The organism is Halocatena salina (assembly GCF_023115355.1).
In the GTDB taxonomy this organism is placed as follows: domain Archaea; phylum Halobacteriota; class Halobacteria; order Halobacteriales; family Haloarculaceae; genus Halocatena; species Halocatena salina.
In genome coordinates this window covers 211225-225698 of record NZ_CP096022.1, presented here as the reverse complement: position 1 = coordinate 225698, position 14474 = coordinate 211225, and the positions used below count along the sequence as shown (strand labels likewise).

At 56.7% G+C, this 14474-nt stretch carries 14 protein-coding genes; 6 read left to right on the top strand and 8 right to left on the bottom strand.

The genetic code is table 11. The annotated features are described in order from the left end of the window. The first annotated feature begins 27 nt into the window (after positions 1 to 27). Together MW046_RS18085 and MW046_RS18080 are read left to right on the top strand one after the other, a co-directional pair. Positions 28 to 1104, top strand: coding sequence for a beta propeller repeat protein (locus MW046_RS18085; protein WP_247995623.1), 1077 nt, complete (start codon positions 28 to 30; stop codon positions 1102 to 1104). A gap of 205 nt (positions 1105 to 1309) precedes the next feature. After that, positions 1310 to 1918 (top strand): trimeric intracellular cation channel family protein, encoded by a 609-nt coding sequence (locus MW046_RS18080; RefSeq protein ID WP_438268216.1) that lies wholly within the window; start codon positions 1310 to 1312, stop codon positions 1916 to 1918. A gap of 1 nt (position 1919) precedes the next feature. On the opposite strand, the gene MW046_RS18075 is transcribed toward MW046_RS18080, so the two are convergent. From MW046_RS18075 to MW046_RS18055, 5 genes are all read right to left on the bottom strand, one after another. Then, the gene (locus MW046_RS18075; protein WP_247995890.1) at positions 1920 to 2225 is read right to left on the bottom strand and encodes a hypothetical protein; all 306 of its coding nucleotides are present in this window, start codon (positions 2223 to 2225) and stop codon (positions 1920 to 1922) included. Between the two features lie 21 nt (positions 2226 to 2246). After that, a complete protein-coding gene (locus tag MW046_RS18070; protein WP_247995621.1) occupies positions 2247 to 3098 on the bottom strand; it encodes a beta-keto acid cleavage family enzyme in 852 nt (283 codons plus the stop codon). Continuing rightward, on the bottom strand, positions 3095 to 3286 hold the full coding sequence (locus MW046_RS18065; protein ID WP_247995620.1) for a hypothetical protein: 192 nt from the start codon (positions 3284 to 3286) through the stop codon (positions 3095 to 3097). Before MW046_RS18065 ends, MW046_RS18070 begins: the two co-directional genes overlap by 4 nt. 214 nt (positions 3287 to 3500) lie before the next feature. Then, positions 3501 to 3857, bottom strand: coding sequence for a PqqD family protein (locus MW046_RS18060; RefSeq protein ID WP_247995619.1), 357 nt, complete (start codon positions 3855 to 3857; stop codon positions 3501 to 3503). 12 nt (positions 3858 to 3869) lie between these two features. Continuing rightward, positions 3870 to 5795 (bottom strand): OPT family oligopeptide transporter, encoded by a 1926-nt coding sequence (locus MW046_RS18055; RefSeq protein WP_247995618.1) that lies wholly within the window; start codon positions 5793 to 5795, stop codon positions 3870 to 3872. Between the two features lie 249 nt (positions 5796 to 6044). Between MW046_RS18055 and MW046_RS18050 the strand changes: the two genes are divergently transcribed. Next, positions 6045 to 7373 (top strand): MFS transporter, encoded by a 1329-nt coding sequence (locus tag MW046_RS18050; RefSeq protein ID WP_247995617.1) that lies wholly within the window; start codon positions 6045 to 6047, stop codon positions 7371 to 7373. Between the two features lie 318 nt (positions 7374 to 7691). Here MW046_RS18050 and MW046_RS18045 read toward each other — a convergent pair whose 3' ends face one another. After that, positions 7692 to 9068 (bottom strand): dihydrolipoyl dehydrogenase family protein, encoded by a 1377-nt coding sequence (locus tag MW046_RS18045; RefSeq protein WP_247995616.1) that lies wholly within the window; start codon positions 9066 to 9068, stop codon positions 7692 to 7694. 77 nt (positions 9069 to 9145) lie between these two features. Between MW046_RS18045 and MW046_RS18040 the strand changes: the two genes are divergently transcribed. Next, the gene (locus tag MW046_RS18040; protein ID WP_247995615.1) at positions 9146 to 9379 is read left to right on the top strand and encodes a cytochrome P450; all 234 of its coding nucleotides are present in this window, start codon (positions 9146 to 9148) and stop codon (positions 9377 to 9379) included. Between the two features lie 499 nt (positions 9380 to 9878). Here MW046_RS18040 and MW046_RS18035 read toward each other — a convergent pair whose 3' ends face one another. Together MW046_RS18035 and MW046_RS18030 are read right to left on the bottom strand one after the other, a co-directional pair. Further along, positions 9879 to 11075 carry a NosD domain-containing protein gene (locus tag MW046_RS18035; RefSeq protein ID WP_247995614.1) on the bottom strand — a complete coding sequence of 399 codons (1197 nt, stop codon included), beginning with the start codon at positions 11073 to 11075 and terminating at the stop codon, positions 9879 to 9881. Positions 11076 to 11293: 218 nt separating this feature from the next. Beyond that, entirely contained in the window at positions 11294 to 12373 is a 1080-nt protein-coding gene (locus MW046_RS18030) for a pyridoxal-phosphate dependent enzyme (RefSeq protein ID WP_247995613.1), read from the bottom strand. A gap of 428 nt (positions 12374 to 12801) precedes the next feature. On the opposite strand from MW046_RS18030, the gene MW046_RS19800 reads away from it, so the two are divergent. Continuing rightward, the gene (locus MW046_RS19800; protein WP_247995612.1) at positions 12802 to 13059 is read left to right on the top strand and encodes an LSM domain-containing protein; all 258 of its coding nucleotides are present in this window, start codon (positions 12802 to 12804) and stop codon (positions 13057 to 13059) included. Positions 13060 to 13381: 322 nt separating this feature from the next. Continuing rightward, the gene (locus MW046_RS18020) at positions 13382 to 13804 is read left to right on the top strand and encodes a hypothetical protein (RefSeq protein ID WP_247995611.1); all 423 of its coding nucleotides are present in this window, start codon (positions 13382 to 13384) and stop codon (positions 13802 to 13804) included. Positions 13805 to 14474 lie beyond the last annotated feature (670 nt).

The following is a 14474-nucleotide window of genomic DNA, read 5'->3' as shown; positions in this document are numbered from 1 at the left end:
CTGGACATAGCCGGGGGAATGAGTACGATGGCTGAGCGAATATACGCAGCATTAGAGGACGTGTTGGTCGTACTCACCACGCGAGATGGCGACTGGGACGTCGACACTCGGTTGACGGATTACCAGCCCCAGTGCGTGGCGGTTGCTCCCGAAGATCGTGATCTCGTCTTTACTGGGACATTCAATAACGGGCTTTGGCGCAGCACGGACGGAGGCGACACTTGGACTTCGATCGGTGATCAGCTCTCATCAGATCGAGTGATGGCGCTCGCTATCGATACCCAAGAGCGTCCGCAGGGATACGGTACGGTGTATGCGGGGACGGAGCCGAGTGCGCTGTTCCGCTCGGTGGATGGTGGCGAGACGTGGACGGAGTGTTCGGGATTTACCGATCTCGCCTCCAAACCGGATTGGGCGTTTCCCGGTCGTCCGGATACCCATCACGTTCGATGGATCGAATCCGACCCGATTGAAGCCGGGCATCTCTATGTAAGCATTGAGATGGGAGCTCTCGTCACTACCAAAGACGGCGGAAAAACATGGACGGATCGTGTACCTGGCTCACCGCGCGATGTACACACTCTTGCCACCCATCCCGATGCACCAGGACGACTTTATGCAGCCACAGGAGACGGATACATCACTGCTGGACGGGAGTATGCCGAAAGCCGCGACGGGTCTGTCACGTGGACGTACCACAGCGATGGAATCGAACACCAGTACGGATGGGGACTAGCTGTCGACCCTGGCGATCCGGATACGCAACTCCTGTCAGCCTCGTACAGTCCTGCCCAAGCACACCGTGTCGAAGGGAAGGGGCTACACGGACCGTCACCAGCCCATCGCTCGGATGGGCCACTAGCCGTGATCTATCGCCGGAGCGGACAGGATCCCTGGCAGCGATGCACCGAGGGACTTCCAGCTCCCGAGGGAACTCTCATCCCCGTACTAGCAGCTGATGAATCAGAAGTGGGAACGTTTTACGCTCTTACGAACCACGGGCTCTACCGCTCCACCGACGCTGGAGTCACGTGGACACAATTAGAGATTCCGTGGCAGGAGAACTATCGCACACAACATCCCCAGTCTCTCGTTATTGCTTGAAGGGTAGAGAACGTCTTGAGACACACTGCTTGGAATACTTCCTCTTGGCGTCGTCTTACCCTCTGATAGCGTATCCGGACCTCGTATACTACTGGTGTGTATACATCGCCGCTGCATACGCAGCGCTCAAGATACTCGGTCGGATAGGCGAAAAACAGTGATTCAGAATTTCATCACCGTTCTGTTCGGCGATCAATTTGCTGTTATGAATACGATCGGATTGATCGCGTTCGCACTCGTTGGATCGGCGAAAGCGATTCGTGAGGAGTTCGATCTGTTCGGAATTACTGTCGTTGGTCTGATAATGGCGTTTGCTGGTGGGACGACACGTGATCTCCTCGTGAGTCGAGTCCCACTAGCACTTCAGTCATCGATCGAAATCAGTTTGGGTCTGCTTGGAGTCGGCTTAGCGATCGCGTTAAGCGCCGTCCTAACGTCTCCGGATAGTCATCCGATTACTCTCGTCTCGGATGCTATCGGGCTTGCTGCCTTTGCGACGACTGGCGCTATCGTCGCAACCGAGACGAATGTTTCGGCGTTTGGTGTCGTCGCTATCGCAACAATCAACGCAGTGGGCGGCGGTGCAGTTGCAGATATACTTCTCGATCGCTCCCCGTTTATTCTCTTTGACGATTTCTATGCGAGTTGTGCCGTGTTGGGCGGGAGTGCATACTGGGCAGTGATAACTGTGGGAGCTGCTGGAAGCACTGCTGCCGTAGCGTGTGCGGTAGTGACCGTTGGGACACGGTTAGCAGCAGTTACGTACGGCTGGAATCTCCCAACGATACAGGGATTAGGACTGATAAATAGCTGAGCTACTGATGAGTAATGGAACGGCGTCTTCTCGTATTGAGGTGGGATTCTCGTTCGGATCGTAGATTTCTCACAGCCGCTTCCAGAACGAGTTCACGGAATTGAAGTTCTTCGCGGAGAGCGTCCCAGTCATGGCCCTTGTCCGTAAGAATCGTCTGTAGCCGGTCGACGCCAGTCGCGTCGATAGCCTGTATCTCGCCGATATCGTGTAGATCAGCGGAGAGACGGAGACTGTGGATGACGACGATGACCCAGTCAGCGTAGTCGCCATCTTCTTTTTGACCGCTCGAAACAGCGCGTTTTGCCATTACTCGGTTCTTATACTGCTCTTATTCGCACTCGAGATCGAGAATGTCGCGTGTCTGGTTCGGAGTTGCCACCGGCCGTCCGAGCTCGTTCGCTATACGCACGACTCGCTCAACTAATTGTGCATTGCTCGTTGCGAGCTCTCCGGTACGATAGTAGACGTTGTCCTCCAAGCCGACGCGGACGTGGCCGCCGAGTACAATCGCCATCGTCGTAAGCGGTAGCTGATGGCGGCCGAACGCGAGTGTGTTGAAGAGTGTGCCCTCTGGAAGGTTGGTGACGGCGTTGAACAGGTTTCGTGGCCGTGGGCGCGTGAGTGTCCCGCCACCGAAGATCAGCGTGGCGTACGCCGGATCGACGAGATCGTGGCGCTCCAGTAGGCCGTGAACCTCGTTGAGGTGGCCGTCGTTGAACACTTCTAGCTCGGGTTTGATCCCATGGTCGCACATCTCCTCGTAGAGTGCATCGACGGTTCCGCGCGTATTCTCGCTGGTCAGGTGGTCATATCGGTTGAGCGGACCCATATCTAGCGACGCCATCTCCGGGGGCGGATCCGTTCGAAGCGGGAGCTGTCGATCCTCGGCTGGCACACCCGTCCCGCCGGTGGAGTGTTGAATGACGACGTCATCAGCGTGCGTTCGGACCGCGTCGTCGATGGCTTGGAAGCGTCCAGTGGCGAACGACCGCTCGCCGTTCGGTCGCCGGGCGTGCAAGTGAACTACAGCCGCTCCCGCTTCCTCCGCGGCCGCGGCGGCTCGACCGATTTCGCCCGGCGTTTCCGGGAGATTCGGGTTCGCTTCCTTCCCGTGAACGCCACCAGTCAGCGCCGCGGTGATGATCAGTGGCTCGCTGGCGAGATAGTCCTCGTAGCTCACAGCTGCGCCTCTTCAGTGTGCTTGCGGTAGATCTCACACTGCTCTGCGTGATCGAGATCGTATCGGTCGTTACAGATGTCGGCTCGCATCGCCTGCACGAACCGCTCAGTTGCGGTGCAGTACGCCCGCGAGTGATCGAACCGTTCACCGTTCGCCTCTTGCCGGTACTCCAGATACGGACAGGTCATGAGTGACCTTTTCGGGCTAGCTGAATAACGGTTCGGTGACATCCACAGCGGTTTGCCGGTGCGTGTCGACGCTCTCGGTCCGTGGCAATCGCGTTTTTGCCGTCCGGAAGCACACGACCCGCTCGTGTGCCCAGAGCCGACTGGCCTGTTCGCCGACCGCGGTCGGGACGGTGTGACACCGACCGGTCAGCCCCTTTCGAACGCCGTCGTCGCCTCAGCTATCAGCATAGCGGATCAATCCGAGCTCAGACAACTGTCTGAGGAAGTACGGCAGTGTCTCAGAAACGGGATCGATGCGTTCTGGGGCGAAGGTTGCATCGAGTTCGTTTGCGATCTCTTCGGCCGTCGTTGCGCCATCACACTGCAACCAGACGACGCTTCCGACTGCATCGAGTTCGAGCTCCCGGTCTGTGGGGGTATCGAACAGTTTGAAGAGAAGCTGGTCGAGTCGGTTTCGAACGCGACGAGGGCGTTGAATCGTCACTTGTGGTGTTCCTTCTATTTGCTCGCAGTGCCAGTTGTCGGTCGTCCGAACCGGAACCGCAGTTGGATCACGAGCAAGTTCAGTCATGTCTGGCAGTTCCTAGGTGTTCGATGTAGTGCTGGTTCCCCACAGCGTACTCGTTCCAAGGAACGCCAGCAAGATAGCGATGGCGATGATTCCTAGCCACAGCGAGAGCTGATCGCCAACGCCTATCGGAAACGGAACGCCGCTGTCGTTGCCAACACCGAGGATACGGATCGCACCGACGATGATCCCCATGATCGCTTCGCCAGCGATGAGTCCAGCAGCGACGATTCGGCCCTGACGAGTGACCTGTTCACTGGAGGTTTCGGATTCCGACCATTCGGCGTAGCGGTTGACGAGGGCCTTCAACACCCCACCAAGGAAGATCGGCGTCGACAAAGTAACTGGAAGATAGATGCCGACTGCGAAAGGCAACACTGGTACATCCATCAGGATGAGAACGATCGCAAAGATGCCGCCGATGAGGACCATTCCCCAGTTGGCAGTTCCGCCGAGGACGCTCTCTGCGATCAGCGCCATGAGTCCGGCTTGTGGCGCTGGAAGTGTCTGACCACCGAGGCCGTAGGCCTGATTAAAGAACGCAAGGATGCCACCAGCCAGCAATGCCGAGAAAGCGATACCGATAAGTTGACCGAGTTGTTGGCTCCGGGGCGTCGCACCGAGTAGATAGCCAGTTTTGAGGTCTTGTGAGGTGTCACCGGCGACAGCAGCAGCGATGGCGACGACCGAACCGGTCACCAACACCACGACCGGATCCGATACGCCGGTCGAGCGGAGCACGACCGCGGCAATCAAAATCGTCGCAACCGTCATTCCCGATACGGGATTCGACGAACTCCCGACGACGCCGACGAGATACGAGGAGACGGCTACGAACAAGAACGCTGCCAGCACCGCGATGATACCACCGAGCAGTCCGACACGGACCTGCGGAACGATAACCAACAAGGCCGCGATAACGGCCGCACCGACGACAACGATACCCATCGGGAGATCGCGAGCGGTCCGCTTGCGGTCGGAACCACTCAATCCCTGAGTGAACTCAGAACCGGCGAGATGGACAGCATCGACGATCGTCGTGCGCATTGCTCCGATCGCATAGAGCCCGCCGACGATCATCGCACCCGCACCGATATAGCGGACGTAGCTGCTCCAGACGGCGTTTGCTTGCTCGAACAGTGACGCCTGAGCGGCGTCTGCTGGAACCATTCCCCCAGTCACGAGCAGGGGAATGAACATCATCCACGAGACGAGGCCTCCACCGAGAATGTAAGCAGCGATGCGCGGACCGATGATGTATCCAACACCGACGAGCGCAGGCGTGAAATCACCACCGAGGGTGAATCCGCGGGTGTCAGCGACTGAAAACGCACCCTGAATCGTCGTCTGGATCACGCCCCAGATATCTGCGAGTGCCATGTAAATTGCACCTACGATAAATCCAGCCGAGACGAATCGAACGCCACGCCCGCCTTGTTCCCCAGTACGAAGGACATCCGCACAGGCGGTCCCCTCCGGGTAGGGAAGTTCTTGATGCTGTTCGACGATGAGATACCGCCGCATCGGTATCATGAACAACACACCCAAGGAACCGCCGAGCAACGCAACCATCGCCGTCGTCACGAGATCGATCGACTCGCCGAGAAAGACCACACCAGCCAACGAGAAGATCACTCCTGCGGCGAGCGATGAGCCCGCCGATGTCATCGTCTGAACGATATTGTTTTCGAGAATGGTGCCACCGATGCCAAACTGTCCAAGACCATAGAACGCTCCCATGCTGATGACTGCCGCCGGAATGGAAGCACTAATCGTTAGTCCGGCGCGTAATCCGAGATACGTGTTCGCTGCCATCAGAACGACATTGAGAACGAGACCGAGTACCACGGCCTTTACTGTGAGTTCCGTGACACTGCGGTCGGCCGGAACGTACGGACCGGCATCGTCGGTATCTGAAGACGCACTTTTCTTCTGAACCATTGACAACTACTACCGCTACCGGCTACGATCGGGAAAATATTGCGTAATCGGTTCGGGAATGAGAACACATAGCACTACGTAGAGACAGTCCTCGAAGTACGACCGCTCCGGTGTTGTCGTATCGTCGTCTTGGTCAATTTGTAGTAGTGGGTCACAGTGTCTGTTATCGATGTGATTCTATCCGTTGATACTGAACCCTCCACAGTAAAGTGAAATATATTTTCTTGTTCGGTAATTATTACTCGATAGATGGCTACAGAGGATGAGTCCATTAGCGTGTTCGCCTCGTTTCGCCGATTTTTCGCGCTTGAACGCGACGTACTCGTTCTCTCCGCGGCAATGTTCGCGTTCAGCCTTGGGTTCCAGATGACCAATCGGTTCCTCCCGGAGTACATGGTCGCACTCGGTGCGTCGGGATTCGTGGTCGGGTTGTTCGGGACGTTCGGCAACGTCATCTCGGCCCTCTATCCGTATCCGGGTGGGGCGGTCTCCGATCGGATCGGTTCGCGGTACGCCTTGACGCTGTTCGGGCTGATTTCGACGGTCGGGTTCGCTGTCTGGCTGGTCGCACCGCGTATCGGTGCGTTCACGATCGCGGGGGTACCCATCGAGCCGTGGTTGTGGATATTCGTCGGGTTGGTGCTCGCCCAAGCGTGGAAGTCGTTCGGGCTCGGCGCGACGTTTGCGGTCGTCAAGCAGGCGACCGATCCCTCGCGGCTGGCGGCCGGCTTTGCCAGCACTGAGACGTTCCGTCGGACCGCTTTCCTCATCGGCCCGGTGGCTGCTGCCGTCCTCATCGGTCTTCACCCGGCGTTCACGGTGAGCTTCCAGTACGTGCTTGCGGTGGCGGTCGGCTTCGGGATCGTCGGCACGATCGTCCAGCATTATCTGTACGATGCGAGTGCGGACGACATCGGCGGCTCCTTCGCGGGAATCGATCAGATCAGGCGGGATCTCCGGGGGATGCCCGATCCGCTCCGGCCGCTGTTGGTCGGTGATACGATCGTTCGCTTCGCAAACGGCATGGTGTACGTCTTTTTCGTACTCGTGGTCACGCAGATCCTCCAAGTCGGTGTGGAGACGACCGTATCGATCGCAGGGTATTCGTATGCGATCGATCTTTCGCCAGCTGCCTTCTTCGGCTATCTGCTCGGCGTCGAGATGCTGATCGCGTTGCTCATCATGGCACCGGCAGCCAAACTCGCCGAGCACGTCGGGCTCAAACCGATCGTGGGGCTGGGCTTTGCGGTGTACGCGATCTTTCCGATCGTTCTCATCAACACGCCCGCGAGCGCGACGGCGCTGATTCTCGTCTTCGCGTTTTCCGGACTGCGGTTTGCCGGACTGCCGTCACACAAGGCGTTGATCGTCGGGCCTGCCGAACAGGGTGCCGGCGGACGCGTGACCGGCACCTACTACTTGCTTCGAAACGCGCTCGTCATCCCGAGCGCCGCTGTGGGTGGATATCTCTGGGAGTTCGTCAGCCCCGGCGTGGCCTTTACGATCGCTACCGCTCTTGGCGTTCTCGGGACCGGTTACTTTCTGATCTTCGGTGAGGAGTTCAAAGCCTACCGGTGACGGCGATCAGGATCACTTTAACGAAGTCTTTCCTGCTCTACGGCGTCGGCTGTCGGTGGCTGGTGTGACGATTGCACCACGATCACATCAGACACCGAGTGTTTCACTACATAACTGACGCCGTCGAGACCGTTTCGGGCGAAGCTGGGATTTAGATTGGGGACCCAACCACACTAGGAGCTGTGAAGCAGACACGCGGTGCTCGATCTCCGGGACGGTGGATTCGACTGGTTTACCAGCTGTGCCAGCTCGGAGTTGCTCGGCCGCTGCATCGGTAAGGTGCGATCGACCACCCCGCCGGTGATCAGTGTCTACGCGTTATCTGTTGACATCCTTACAGGCCTTTAGTATCACCTTGCTCAGGGCTGGGTGAGCGTGGATGAGTGTCGTGGCGAGATCATCAACCGTCAGTCCGTGGCGGACGGCGGGAGTCACCTCGTGGATGAGTATCGATGCCTCGTGACCGAGAATGTGACAGCCGAGTATCTCGCGCGTCTCAGGATCGGCAAGAACCTTGGCGAATCCGTGATCGAGTTTCAACGCTCGGGACATCGCAGTGTCGGTAAATACGGCTCGGCCGACGACGTACTCTTGATCGGCATCGACAAGCGCCGACTCTGTCCGGCCGACCGCCCCAATCTGAGGTTCGGTGAAGATAGCGTGTGGCAGTCCGACGAAGTTCGCCGTCCGTTCTTTTTCGTGTACAACGTTGTCGATGACGACTTCGCCTTCGTAGTCCCCAGAGTGTTTGAACATCGAATTGTCAGCGATGTCTCCCATCGCCCAGACGTTCTCAACGTTCGTCCTGAGTTGGTCATCAGTCTCGATAAAGCCCGCATCATTCGTCTCGATGTTCGTTGCGTCAAGATCAATGCCGTCAGTGTTAGGCTGGCGACCGAGCGCTACTAACAACTCCTCGCCGGCTACCTTTATTTCGTCACCGTCTTCCGATTCAGCGGTCACGGCGATTTCGCCTTCGGATTCAGTGACGCCTGTGGCACGATATCCGGTGTGAACCGCGTGGCGATCACTGGCGATATCGGTGAAGGCCTCTGCGATCTCGCTGTCCTCGCGAGACACCAACGAATCTTCCACCTCGATGAGCGCGACATCCGTTCCGAACGATCCGAAGTAGTAGCCGAGTTCGGCGGCAATGTATCCGCCGCCGAGAACCACAAGCCGGTCCGGACGTTCCTCTAGTCGGATGGCGTCGTTACTCGTCATGAAATCAACCTCATCGAGTCCGTCGATCGCATCGGGGATCACAGGCGTGCTCCCCGCCGCGATGACCACCCGTTCGGCGGTGTGACTCTTTCCGGTTTCCGTGAGTTCGACGGTGTAATCGTCAACGAACCGGGCTTCTTCCTGAAGGAGCGTTAGATTCTCCTCATCTCGTTTGTTGTCTTCCTTCGCGCTTGCGACGTCTCCGAGTTCATCGTTAACTTCTCGGACGAACTCGCCGAAGTGCGTCCCGTTGACGGTCGCATCGATGCCAAATTCATCGGCGTCTCGAATTCGATTGATGAGGTTCGCGTGTTGGATGAGCATCTTCGAGGGGTTACAGCCACGGTTTAGACACAGCCCCCCGAGCGGTCCCCTCTCGATGAGTGCAGTTTCAAGCCCTTCGGCAGCGGCCGCTGAGGCGACCGTATTCCCTGTGCCGCCACCGACGACGATGAGGTCGAAGGTAGCCATACTCATACTGCGCCCAGTGAGTATATAGAGGTTGGTCGGATCTGGATCATGCACACCACGGTTCGGTGACGAACCCAATGACACCTCATCCAGCCGTCGTTCCAACTCGATCAGATCGCGGTGGACGGGGATATCATGACTGGATGATCGAACGAACGTTAGATGAGTGGTCGGATGAGAGGCGTATCGACGTTCACGAAGTGATGACGTTTCTGATTGCTGAACACGAGACGACCACCGTCATCTTGACGTATGCGTTGTATCTGTTGTCACCTACCCCAGCGTCGAACAGCGCCTCGGCGAGGAGCTAACCACGTGAATACCGGAGACGATGCGGCTTTCCCCCGACGAATCGTCTCCACGGCGAACCAGAAGACGATATCGTAACAGGAGGCCATCAGATCTCGGCAGGCGCAATCGTCGTGCTCCCACAATGGGTCGTCCATCGGGATCCGCTTGCATTTTATTCCGAACGCTGGACCGACCCGCGTATTTTCCGTTTGGGACTGGACCACGGCGGTGCATTGGTGACCAGTTTACCGCCCAGAGGCGACCCCGTCCTCACAGCGATTCTACAACAGTATCATCTAGAATCTGGAACGCCCGAGACGTCACTTCAGGTGGAAGCAGCGGTCACAGCACGCCCAACGCAGTCGTCTGGATGACTGTCCACGAACGTGGCTCCCCTTCCCTTGTGAACGGATGAAATATCGGTGACTAGCTTTCCTCTTAGATCGGAAACTTATCGGTCTTCTTCCGTTCAAAAATCGTTACTAGACCGAGTGGAACGGGGTCGTCCCGCCGGTATCGTTAGCTCTCGAAGGTGTTGTTGATGAACTGGTTCCCCATCGAGTCGGCCCGAACAACTAGTGGATCGCCGCCGTTGTCGACTGCTGTATTACGTTTAAGGACGTTGTTGTTCGCGTCGGCCAATACGAATCCATTGTCGCTATTGTTGCTCGCTGTGTTGCGTTTGAGGGTGTTGTTGTCGGACCGACACAGCACGACGCCATCGCCACCGTTACGACGCACCGTGTTGTGTGTTATGCGATTGGTACGGGACAGTTGGAGATTGATCCCGTCGTTTTGGTTCCGTTGCACGGTGTTACGCGTGATCGTGTTGTTGTTCGCACCATCGAGGGAGATGCCGTTGTCGCTGTTCCGCGTGAGAACGTTGCGCGCGATGATGTTGTTCTCGGATGGTTCGAACGGCTCGCTGAGCGCGATACCGTTACCATCGTTCCGAGCAATCGTGTTGTGCTTGATGCGGTTCTCGCTGGAGCTCTGAAGAGAAACACCGTCGCCGCTGTTCCGCTCCGCGGTGTTGTCCTTAACGAGTGTGTCACTGACGAAGTCAAGTAGTGCGATGCCATCGCCGTCGTTTCGCTTTGCGATGTTGCCCTGAAGCACATGACCACCACTTTCGATGATGAGAAGCCCCACCCTGTTCTGGATGACCGTGTTATCGAATAGCTTATTTTCGGCGGCATTGTCGACTCGAATGCCGGCATTACCGTTGTTCGACGCCGTGTTGTCGACGATTCTATTATCGCGTGAATTGAAAAACAGTGCGATCCCGTCAGCTAGATTCGACCGAACGACGGTGTTCTTGACAGTGCTGTTGTCGACCTCCATGCTGAACTCGATGCCCGTGACCCAGTCTGTGACCACGACATCCCGGATGACGACATTCGACAGCGCAGCATCGGTTGGCTCGACAAGGATGCCCGTTGATGGCTCTGCGTCCACGCCGTCGATCCGGTGGCCGTTACCATTGAGGATCACATCATCGGAGTGGATCACGAGACACGTCGTTTCTTGGCTGTTCTCGATATCGTTCGTCAGAACGTACCGCCCAGGCTGAGTGATCGTCGTACACGAATCGATGTGTGTCACAGTGTTCGTGTCCGTGGGTGCCGCTGCAACGCTGACTCCTGCGATCATCGACATGATCAACAGGAGTACGGTCCCGAGCGCCTGTATTCTCCGATATGATCGATCTTTCATACTACACTCCAACCGTTACTAGACGCAACAATGGTTACTTAGAGACTAGCTGAGTGGTAGCTGTGCGGTACCGCTACGAGAAGGATACATCGTAGTCCCCGCAGTACTCGCTTTGAGGACAGTACTGGTAATGGTCGGTTCGGTAGGTGTGATATGTGTCGCCACGAACTCTATCAGTGATTGGCAGATGAAACAGGGGAAAAAGCACCTGCGCCGAGTTAGGTTTTCAATCCATGTCCTGTGAGCGGCATAACGACATCTGTATCTTGTCCAAGAGTTCCCCGTTCTCGATACTCGGTAAGTGCCGCAGGAGCGATCGCTGATGTCGGTTCAACATAGAATCCGTTAGCATGGAGCCGGTCCAACTCGGCTTGCACTGCCTCCTCCGTGATCGCGATTGCGTCACCGTTCGTCTCAGCGATCGCATCGAGCAGTTGTCGTTTTCGCGTCGGCTCTCGTATCTGAATCCCGTCTGCGACGTCGTTCTCACTCTCAGGGACCGGGTGGAGTTCGGCCGCGATCGGTGCATAACCCGCAGCTTGCGCACCAAGAAGACGAGGAACCGAATCAATCCACCCAGCTTCAAACAACGCCTCGAAACCACGATACACTCCGAGGAACAGGGTTCCGTGACCGAGTGGCATCACGACAGCATCAGGAACACTCCAGTCACGCTGTAGCGCAACTTCGTACGCAAATGTCGCTGTCCCTGCGAAGAACGCTGGACTCCACGAATGGCTCGCATACCACCCATCCCCTGATTCAACAGTTTCGATACAGGCATCGGTCACGGCTTGGCGCCCCCCCTCGATTCGAACTGGTGTCGCACCGGCTCGTTCGATTGCTCTGAGTTTTGCCGCCTTGACCGATGCCGGGACGTAAATCTCAGCATCTAGTCCAGCCTGAGCAGCGTACGTTGCGATTGCAGCCCCAGCGTTCCCTGATGAGTCCTCAACGACTCGGTCTGCACCACACATGATCGCGTGACTGATCGTTGTGGTTGCACCCCGGTCTTTGAAACTTCCCGTCGGCGAGACGTATTCGAGTTTGTACTGGGCATTCCACGTTGGTGCTGCAACGAGCGGAGTCATCCCTTCACCAAGGGATGGGCCTTGCTCGACGGGCAGGAACATATCGAACGACCAGAGTCCATCTCGCGTATCAAACTGACCTGGGTCCGGCCGATCTGCGGCTGGATGCGGTTGTTCGATGAAGTCAAGCACGCCGCCACAATCACACCGCCACTGATCGGTGAACGTCCGCCCACACGAAGAGCAGACAAGCTCTAAGATACCCATACTCTCCCTCAGTTACGTGCATTGAAAACGGAGTCGGTCTTTGTCACCGCAGCTATCGACGAGGCTGCCTTTATATCTGTGAATGCGTACTCATGAAAACTGTTCGAGATAGCTCCAGTGCAATGCAGCCGATAAGCGTAGTGGATCGACTGCCACGCTGGACCCGCTTGGGAGTTCTTGTCTTGGTAGTCGTGGACGACGTTGTCGCTCTCGTCGGGAAGACGCAGTATCGATGCTGTAGCCGGAGTGATTGGAGCCTGCTTTCTGATCACCGAGGAAGTGGACCACGATCGCCGGCCCATTTCTACTGGGGCCTTACGATGAACAGCCATCTACTACTGACCATCGGAGAGCCAAAGAGCGATCTCTCGGACAAATCCCCACCTCGCAGTCGATACTCTTACGGCGGGGTTCTTCTGAGAGGAACTATGAGCGACAACGATGAAGCGGCTGCAACCACGCCGTTGGACAGCCTCAAAGATACGGTCGGGAGCCGGGTCACCGTTCGGACGAAAGCCGACCAGCTGATCGAGGGGACACTCGCTGGGGTCGATGAGCACATGAACCTGACACTTGCAGTGAGCTCAGCCACTGACAACCACGACACGGACGACGATCACCGCTTGGTTCGTGGCACTCGTGTCGTTACCATCACTCACCCACCCATCGGGAGCGAGACCACCTGATGCCGACGACTTCAGCCGTGTACTCGACATACTCGTAGAGCGGTCGGAACGCCCACTTGTGCCCTCACGACGCTCCGGTCTAGTCGCGAATGTGTTAGGTGCTCGAACGCGACGACGTAATCGGTTCATTATCTTAGTGTTGGATTATCAGGATATGGGGTCGGATGGCGTGACACAGTGCCCCCGCTCACGAGTGGGTGTAGTCAAGTGTGACTGGATGTCGGTCGGGTGGATTGCGAGCGGTGTCATACATACCGTGCCGCCCCAGAGGCCGGGGGATGCTTGCGATAAAGCCATCAGACGTTGGTACGTATCATTATATATGGTGATCAAAGACCGGACTCGTCGTGCGCTCGGTATTGCCGTCCTCACGTGGGGCGGGAGCATGGCTGCGCTCGTAGTTGCCGGGCTGGCGACCAGCGTCTGGCGTCTCTCTGACCTGTGGGGGTTAGCTGGTGTTGCTTTCTTGAGTGAGTTCGGGGTGATAGCTATCGTCGGCACCTTCCTACTCGTCGGCGGCCCTGTCTTTCTCTTGGCACGGTACGAACTTCTTGCACCGATCATCGGCCTCGTCTGCTATATCGCCTATTGGGCGATTCTTGGGATGACGACGGGTGTCGGTGTCTCCGCACTGTACGTCGGTATCATGTATGGACTGTTCGCACTCGCTGGAATCGCGGTTCTCACAGTTCTTGAGTGGATATTACGAGCGGCTCGACAACGACGACTTGTACCTGTAGATTAAGCTTCCGCTAAATCACGTATCGTCGTAGTTAGAGACGCTTACAGACGCCACCTCTGTAGATGTAGCTTCTCGTTTTATCCCATCAGAAACATGGAATGTTGGCAATGCTCTGTCTTCAGGGCCCGAGCGGCTACACGGTTACGGGTAACCACGCGTCAGCGACGGAATCCATGACCGCTGTCCCGTGGCACAGCACGGAACCAACGGGCAGATTGATCGCTCGACGCGCGTCACGTTCGTTGATGATCAGCTCACCACGACTCAAACGACGCTACTCCGATGGGTTGGCTGAGTGGTGTCTGGTTTAGGGTGTATCGTACCCCTGCCGCTGTGCTGTGTGCTACTTGTTGCCGGCATCCTGTCTGCGTATGTATACGAACTCTCTTGGAGCTGATGATTCTGGTCGTAAGGTTCCCCACGATTACCGTCATGCAGTGAGAAAAACCGTCCGATCGAGCGCTAAATTGTCCTACTCGATCCGAACCCAATGCGTTCGTAGTCATCGATATCATTTTATCGTTGACTGATAGCTTATAAGCTCAGAAAATCGAACGCGGTGATTGCATACACTGCTCGAAGGAGCCAGTACGCTGCCGGTATAGCGGTATAGATACATAATATTCCTAGATACAGACCAAAACAGTAAATATAATAATTATTTTATATACGG

What these genes read in the sequence shown, in the direction of transcription:
- MW046_RS18085 (WP_247995623.1), top strand. Translation starts at nt 28, where the DNA reads ATGGCTGAGCGAATATACGCAGCATTAGAGGACGTGTTGGTCGTACTC.
- MW046_RS18080 (WP_438268216.1), top strand. Translation starts at nt 1,310, where the DNA reads ATGAATACGATCGGATTGATCGCGTTCGCACTCGTTGGATCGGCGAAA.
- MW046_RS18075 (WP_247995890.1), bottom strand. Translation starts at nt 2,225, where the DNA reads ATGGCAAAACGCGCTGTTTCGAGCGGTCAAAAAGAAGATGGCGACTAC.
- MW046_RS18065 (WP_247995620.1), bottom strand. Translation starts at nt 3,286, where the DNA reads ATGACCTGTCCGTATCTGGAGTACCGGCAAGAGGCGAACGGTGAACGG.
- MW046_RS18060 (WP_247995619.1), bottom strand. Translation starts at nt 3,857, where the DNA reads ATGACTGAACTTGCTCGTGATCCAACTGCGGTTCCGGTTCGGACGACC.
- MW046_RS18055 (WP_247995618.1), bottom strand. Translation starts at nt 5,795, where the DNA reads ATGGTTCAGAAGAAAAGTGCGTCTTCAGATACCGACGATGCCGGTCCG.
- MW046_RS18050 (WP_247995617.1), top strand. Translation starts at nt 6,045, where the DNA reads ATGGCTACAGAGGATGAGTCCATTAGCGTGTTCGCCTCGTTTCGCCGA.
- MW046_RS18045 (WP_247995616.1), bottom strand. Translation starts at nt 9,068, where the DNA reads ATGGCTACCTTCGACCTCATCGTCGTCGGTGGCGGCACAGGGAATACG.
- MW046_RS18040 (WP_247995615.1), top strand. Translation starts at nt 9,146, where the DNA reads ATGACACCTCATCCAGCCGTCGTTCCAACTCGATCAGATCGCGGTGGA.
- MW046_RS18035 (WP_247995614.1), bottom strand. Translation starts at nt 11,075, where the DNA reads ATGAAAGATCGATCATATCGGAGAATACAGGCGCTCGGGACCGTACTC.
- MW046_RS18030 (WP_247995613.1), bottom strand. Translation starts at nt 12,373, where the DNA reads ATGGGTATCTTAGAGCTTGTCTGCTCTTCGTGTGGGCGGACGTTCACC.
- MW046_RS19800 (WP_247995612.1), top strand. Translation starts at nt 12,802, where the DNA reads ATGAGCGACAACGATGAAGCGGCTGCAACCACGCCGTTGGACAGCCTC.
- MW046_RS18020 (WP_247995611.1), top strand. Translation starts at nt 13,382, where the DNA reads ATGGTGATCAAAGACCGGACTCGTCGTGCGCTCGGTATTGCCGTCCTC.